At 68.8% G+C, this 6,218-nt stretch carries 7 protein-coding genes; 5 read left to right on the forward strand and 2 right to left on the reverse strand.

Going from position 1 to position 6,218, the window contains the following annotated elements; all coding sequences use genetic code 11:
- The first annotated feature begins 1 nt into the window (after window position 1).
- Both dapB and ACIBJH_RS15635 read left to right on the forward strand, forming a co-directional pair.
- Window positions 2-754, forward strand: coding sequence for a 4-hydroxy-tetrahydrodipicolinate reductase (gene dapB, locus ACIBJH_RS15630; protein WP_399117358.1), 753 nt, complete (start codon window positions 2-4; stop codon window positions 752-754).
- A gap of 10 nt (window positions 755-764) precedes the next feature.
- Window positions 765-1,217: a hypothetical protein gene (locus ACIBJH_RS15635; protein WP_399117359.1), complete on the forward strand. Its 453-nt coding sequence runs from the start codon at window positions 765-767 to the stop codon at window positions 1,215-1,217.
- A 78-nt stretch (window positions 1,218-1,295) separates the two neighbouring features.
- On the opposite strand, the gene ACIBJH_RS15640 is transcribed toward ACIBJH_RS15635, so the two are convergent.
- A complete protein-coding gene (locus tag ACIBJH_RS15640) occupies window positions 1,296-1,850 on the reverse strand; it encodes a hypothetical protein (RefSeq protein WP_399117360.1) in 555 nt (184 codons plus the stop codon).
- A 122-nt stretch (window positions 1,851-1,972) separates the two neighbouring features.
- Window positions 1,973-2,212 carry a hypothetical protein gene (locus ACIBJH_RS15645; protein WP_399117361.1) on the reverse strand — a complete coding sequence of 80 codons (240 nt, stop codon included), beginning with the start codon at window positions 2,210-2,212 and terminating at the stop codon, window positions 1,973-1,975.
- Window positions 2,213-2,425: 213 nt separating this feature from the next.
- On the opposite strand from ACIBJH_RS15645, the gene thyX reads away from it, so the two are divergent.
- The 3 genes from thyX (at window position 2,426) to ACIBJH_RS15660 (ending at window position 6,091) form a co-directional block, all read left to right on the forward strand.
- Window positions 2,426-3,166 (forward strand): FAD-dependent thymidylate synthase, encoded by a 741-nt coding sequence (thyX, locus tag ACIBJH_RS15650; protein ID WP_399117362.1) that lies wholly within the window; start codon window positions 2,426-2,428, stop codon window positions 3,164-3,166.
- 211 nt (window positions 3,167-3,377) lie between these two features.
- Entirely contained in the window at window positions 3,378-4,277 is a 900-nt protein-coding gene (gene dapA, locus ACIBJH_RS15655; protein WP_399117363.1) for a 4-hydroxy-tetrahydrodipicolinate synthase, read from the forward strand.
- A gap of 128 nt (window positions 4,278-4,405) precedes the next feature.
- On the forward strand, window positions 4,406-6,091 hold the full coding sequence (locus tag ACIBJH_RS15660; RefSeq protein ID WP_399117364.1) for a ribonuclease J: 1,686 nt from the start codon (window positions 4,406-4,408) through the stop codon (window positions 6,089-6,091).
- Window positions 6,092-6,218: the final 127 nt, after the last annotated feature.

A 6,218-nucleotide genomic window follows, 5' to 3' on the forward strand; every position in this document is an offset into this window, starting at 1 on the left:
GATGAGCAAGCTGCGCGTGGCGGTCCTCGGTGCCAAGGGCCGGATCGGCGCCGAGGCGGTACGAGCCGTCGAGGCCGCCGAGGACATGGAACTGGTGGCCGCCCTGGGCCGGGGCGACACCCTGGAGGCGCTCACGGCCGCAGGCGCCCAGGTGGCGGTCGAACTGACCACCCCCGCCTCGGTGATGGACAACCTCGACTTCTGCGTCCGGAACGGCATCCACGCGGTCGTCGGCACCACCGGCTGGACCGAGGAACGCCTCGCGCAACTGAACGGCTGGCTGGCGGCATCCCCGGAGACGGGCGTCCTCATCGCCCCCAACTTCTCCATCGGGGCCGTACTGACCATGAAGTTCGCGCAGATCGCCGCGCCCTACTTCGAGTCGGTCGAGGTCATCGAACTGCACCACCCGAAGAAGGTCGACGCCCCGAGCGGTACGGCCACGCGCACGGCCCAGCTCATCGCCGAGGCGCGCGCGAAGGCGGGCACGGCCGCGGCACCGGACGCTACGGAGACGGCCCTGGACGGCGCGCGGGGCGCGGACGTCGACGGCATCCCCGTCCACTCCGTCCGCCTGCGCGGCCTGCTCGCCCACCAGGAGGTCCTGCTGGGCGGCGAGGGCGAGACATTGACCGTCCGCCACGATTCGCTCCACCACAGCAGCTTCATGCCGGGCATCCTGCTCGGCGCCCGCCGCGTGGTGACCACCCCGGGCCTCACCTTCGGCCTGGAACACTTCCTGGACCTGGGCTGAGGCTCACGACATGCGCGCCAAACTCACCTACGCCGTCACGGCCGCCGTCCTGGTCTTCTACTTCGTCCTGGTCGGCAGCCGCGGCGTCATGCTCATACAGTCGGGCACGGTCATCACCGTCACCTTCGGGATCGCGGTCCTGATCCTGCCGGTGATCGGCGTGTGGTTCCTCTGGAAGAACACTCAGTTCGTCCGTGACGCCAACCGCCTCGCCGCCCTCCTCGACGCCGAAGGCGGCCTGCCCGTCGACGAGTTGAGGCGCACGCCCGGCGGCCGGATCGACCGCGACTCCGCCGACGAGGTCTTCGCCAAGCGCAAGGCCGAGACGGAGGCGGCCCCCGACGACTGGCGCAGCTGGTTCCGCCTCGCCGTCGCCTACCACGACGCCCGCGACACCCCGCGCGCCCGCAAAGCCATGCAACGCGCGATCGCCCTGCACGCCGGCCGCCCCGTCCAGGCCTGAACTCCCGTACGCCTGTACGCCGAAGGGGCCGGCCCGCACTCGCTGCGGACCGGCCCCTTCGGCGCTGCTCTCGGCCGGTCAGCTCCGCCGGTACTCGTCGGACCACACCTCGACCGAGTCCGCGGCCCGGTCGAAGGCGGAGGCACGCGCCAGGAAGTCGATGTCGTGCGTGGTCAGCAGCGCGGCCACGTCCTCGGGGGCACGGTCCTTCCGTACGAGGAGCAGTGCCTGTCCCTGCACCGTGCGCGGCAGCCCGAGCCAGCGCACCGGCTGCTGCACCGTGCGCACGGCGGCGACCCGGTCCCACCGCACCGTAAGGGTGTAGAAGAACCGCACCCGGCGCAGCCCGCGCGCGCTCACCCACACGCCCATGCGCAGCAACCGCAGGGCGCAGAGGATGACGACCATCGCGATACCGAGGATCACCCCGGCCTCGGACCGCGAGCCGGTCAACGCGATGATGACGGCGGCGAAGAGCACGTACGACGCGAGCAGCAGCACGAGCGCCGACACCGCCACCCGCCACGGTCCGGGCCGGTAGGGGCGCCGCCAGCGGTCGCGGTCGTCGAACGGCAGCGCGAGCTCGTCCGCGGCCTCGAATGCGCGGTCGGCCGTAAGGAAGGGCAGGGGCACGGCTGGTGTCCTCACTGAATCCATGCGTGGGCTGTGCCCGGTGAGGTTATCCGGCCGTGTTCCCGCTCACCACCCTTGGGGGTCCGGACGAGTCATGGTCGACGGTGTGACCGCGTGCCTGGTCAGCGGTTGTCGGCGGCCTGCGACTGCTGGTTCTGGGTCGAGAGGTTGTTCTGGGACAGCGCCGGCATACCGAGGACCAGGGAGCCCACGATTCCGGCGACGATGGTGAGCCCCAGAAGCCAACGCCCGGCTATCTGACCGGCGGACGCGCGCTCACGAGGCGGCGGAGTGACATTGCTGCGGAAGCGGTCGGTCTCGGCGATGAAGGCGAACGGGACGGGTTCGCGCCGACGGAGCATCGGTGGTGCGTCTCCCCTCAGGGATCGAATCGGGATCGAACGGGTGGCTCTCACCAAGACAGACGAGCGAACGCCTCAATTGGTGCCCCGTTTCACCGAATTCGCAGAAGTTCGCCAACGAATGTCGCGGCACGGCACCGAACGCCCCGTTGTCAGTGCCGGGCCGTAGAGTGGGCGCCGCCCGAGAGACGTGATGGAAGGACCCTCCGAGCCGTGACCGACACTCCCGCCGACGACCTCAAGCCCAGTTTCCGCAGCGATGTCACCGTCGAACTGGTCAAGCACACCGCGTCCGACGCGGACGTGCTCTTCGCCGCCCGCGTCTCGACGATCGGCGAACAGTCCCTGGAAGAGATGGGCAAGGACCCCGAGCGCTCCAAGGGCCTGATCAACTTCCTGATGCGGGACCGCCACGGCAGCCCCTTCGAGCACAACTCGATGACCTTCTTCATCAGCGCCCCGATCTTCGTCTTCCGCGAGTTCATGCGGCACCGGGTGGGCTGGTCGTACAACGAGGAATCGGGAAGGTACAGGGAGCTCCAGCCGGCCTTCTACGTCCCCGGTGAGTCCCGCAAGCTGGTCCAGGAGGGCCGCCCGGGCAAGTACGTGTTCGTGGAGGGCACTCAGGCCCAGCAGGAGCTGGTCGGCCGCACCATGGAGGACTCGTACCGCCAGGCGTACGAGGCCTACCAGGAGATGCTCGCCGCCGGCGTGGCCCGCGAAGTCGCCCGTGCAGTGCTCCCCGTAGGCCTCTTCTCCTCGATGTACGCCACGTGCAACGCCCGTTCGCTGATGCACTTCCTGGGCCTGCGCACGCAGCACGAGCTGGCGAAGGTGCCGTCCTTCCCGCAGCGGGAGATCGAGATGGTCGGCGAGAAGATGGAGGAGCAGTGGGCCAAGCTCATGCCACTCACCTACGCGGCCTTCAATGCCAACGGTCGTGTCGCCCCGTAGCGCACCTCTGTTTGCCGGGCGGGCACACATGTACGGATCAGTCGCGCGAAGTGTCCGTATTGCGGCATTTGGAGAAGTTCATCTAGCCTGATCAAACGGACCCGGCACTGCTTGAACCCCCGAGCAGGCAGTGCCGGGCTCCATATTTGTCACGACTTGTCGCCTGCCCCGAGGGCAGACCCCGCATTGAGCAGCGAGTAGCGTGTTACCCATGGCTCCGACCTCCACTCCGCAGACCCCCTTCGGGAGGGTCCTCACCGCCATGGTCACGCCCTTCACGGCGGACGGCGCGATCGACCTCGACGGCGCGCAGCGGCTCGCTACCCACCTGGTGGACGCAGGCAACGACGGCCTGGTCATCAACGGCACCACCGGTGAGTCCCCGACCACCAGCGACGCGGAGAAAGCGGATCTCGTACGAGCCGTACTGGAAGCGGTCGGCGACCGCGCCCACGTCATCGCCGGCGTCGGCACCAACGACACCCACCACAGCGTCGAACTCGCCCGCACGGCCGAACGCACCGGCGCACACGGCCTGCTCATCGTCACGCCGTACTACAACAAGCCCCCGCAGGAGGGCCTGTACCGACACTTCACAACGGTCGCCGACGCCACCGAACTGCCGGTCATGCTCTACGACATCCCCGGCCGCAGCGGGGTCCCGATCGGCACCGAGACGCTGGTCAGGCTCGCCGAGCACCCGCGGATCGTCGCCAACAAGGACGCCAAGGGCGACCTGGGCCGCGCCAGCTGGGCCATCGCCCGGACCGGCCTGGCCTGGTACTCCGGCGACGACATGCTGAACCTGCCGCTGCTCTCCGTGGGCGCGGTCGGCTTCGTCTCGGTCGTCGGCCATGTGGTCACCCCCGAACTTCGCACCCTGGTGGAGGCGTACGTCTCCGGTGACGTCCAGAAGGCCACCGAGATCCACCAGAAGCTGCTCCCCGTCTACACCGGCATGTTCCGCACCCAGGGCGTCATGACCACCAAGGCCGCACTCGCCCTCCAGGGACTGCCCGCCGGACCGCTGCGCTCACCGATGGTCGAGTGCTCCTCCGAGGAGATCGCCCAGCTCAAGATCGATCTTGCCGCCGGCGGGGTACAGCTCTGACAACAGACTTCACAACTGAATACGCAGGGCTTCGGCGCCTGCACCCCACATCCAATAACTGCATTTGCACGAACGTCATGCGCGCCACGTGCCCACCGGTACGTGGCGCGCATGGGTAGGAGAGTCTTTTGAGCCATCCGCATCCTGAACTCGCCCCTCCGTCGAAGCTCCCCGAAGGCGGCCTGAGGGTCACCCCACTCGGCGGCCTCGGAGAAATCGGCCGAAACATGACGGTCTTCGAATACGGCGGCCGTCTGCTGATCGTCGACTGCGGCGTGCTCTTCCCCGAGGAGGAGCAGCCCGGAATCGACCTGATCCTGCCGGACTTCACGTCCATCAGGGACCGCCTCGACGACATCGACGGCATCGTCCTCACGCACGGCCACGAGGACCACATCGGCGGAGTCCCGTACCTCCTTCGCGAGAAGGCGGACATCCCGCTGATCGGCTCCAAGCTGACCCTCGCCCTCATCGAGGCGAAGCTCCAGGAGCACCGCATCCGCCCGTACACGCTTGAGGTCGCCGAAGGGCACCGCGAGCGCATCGGCCCGTTCGACTGCGAGTTCGTCGCGGTCAACCACTCGATCCCGGACGCCCTCGCGGTCGCCATCCGCACCCCCGCGGGCATGGTCGTCCACACCGGCGACTTCAAGATGGACCAGCTTCCGCTGGACGGTCGTCTGACAGATCTACACGCGTTCGCACGCCTCAGCGAGGAGGGCATCGACCTGCTCCTCGCCGACTCGACGAACGCCGAGGTCCCGGGATTCGTCCCGCCCGAGCGCGACATCTCCAACGTCCTGCGACAGGTCTTCGCGGGCGCCCGCAAGCGCATCATCGTGGCGAGCTTCGCCAGCCACGTGCACCGCATCCAGCAGATCCTGGACACGGCACACGAGTACGGCCGCCGGGTCGCCTTCGTCGGCCGCTCGATGGTCCGGAACATGGGCATCGCCCGTGACCTCGGCTATCTCAAGGTGCCGCCGGGCCTGGTCGTGGACGTCAAGACGCTCGACGACCTCCCGGACAGCGAGGTCGTCCTCGTCTGCACGGGCTCGCAGGGCGAACCGATGGCCGCACTGTCCCGCATGGCCAACCGCGACCACCAGATCCGCATCGTCGCAGGCGACACGGTGATCCTGGCGTCGTCGCTCATCCCGGGCAACGAGAACGCCGTCTACCGGGTGATCAACGGCCTCACCCGCTGGGGCGCCAACGTCGTCCACAAGGGCAACGCCAAGGTCCACGTCTCCGGACACGCCTCGGCCGGCGAGCTGCTGTACTTCTACAACATCTGCAAGCCGAAGAACCTGATGCCGGTCCACGGCGAATGGCGCCACCTACGGGCCAACGCCGAGCTGGGTGCCCTGACCGGCGTCCCGCACGACCGGATCGTCATCGCCGAGGACGGCGTGGTCGTCGACCTCATCGAGGGCAAGGCCAAGATCTCGGGCAAGGTCCAGGCGGGTTACGTGTACGTCGACGGCCTCTCGGTCGGCGATGTCGGCGAGCCCGCGCTGAAGGACCGCAGGATCCTGGGCGACGAGGGCATCATCTCGGTCTTCGTCGTCGTGGACTCGTCCACCGGCAAGATCACGGGCGGCCCGCACATCCAGGCCCGCGGCTCCGGCATCGACGACTCCGCCTTCGTGGACGTGGTCCCGAGGATCACGGAGGTCCTGGAACGCTCGGCCCAGGACGGCGTGGTGGAACCCCACCAGCTGCAGCAACTGATCCGCCGCACGCTCGGCAAGTGGGTCTCCGACAACTATCGGCGCAGGCCGATGATCCTCCCGGTCGTCGTGGAGGTCTGACCGTCGTACGACCCCCTCGTACGCGTGAACCTGGAGCGGGGGGGGGGGGGGGGGGGGGGGGGGGGGGGGGGGCGCGCGCGGGGGGGGGGGGGGGCCCCGCGGTGGGGGGGGGAGCGGAGAGGGCTAA

This window comes from Streptomyces sp. NPDC050548, assembly GCF_044457385.1.
Taxonomy (GTDB): Bacteria; Actinomycetota; Actinomycetes; order Streptomycetales; family Streptomycetaceae; genus Streptomyces.

What these genes read in the sequence shown, in the direction of transcription:
- dapB (WP_399117358.1), top strand. Translation starts at nt 2, where the DNA reads ATGAGCAAGCTGCGCGTGGCGGTCCTCGGTGCCAAGGGCCGGATCGGC.
- ACIBJH_RS15635 (WP_399117359.1), top strand. Translation starts at nt 765, where the DNA reads ATGCGCGCCAAACTCACCTACGCCGTCACGGCCGCCGTCCTGGTCTTC.
- ACIBJH_RS15645 (WP_399117361.1), bottom strand. Translation starts at nt 2,212, where the DNA reads ATGCTCCGTCGGCGCGAACCCGTCCCGTTCGCCTTCATCGCCGAGACC.
- dapA (WP_399117363.1), top strand. Translation starts at nt 3,378, where the DNA reads ATGGCTCCGACCTCCACTCCGCAGACCCCCTTCGGGAGGGTCCTCACC.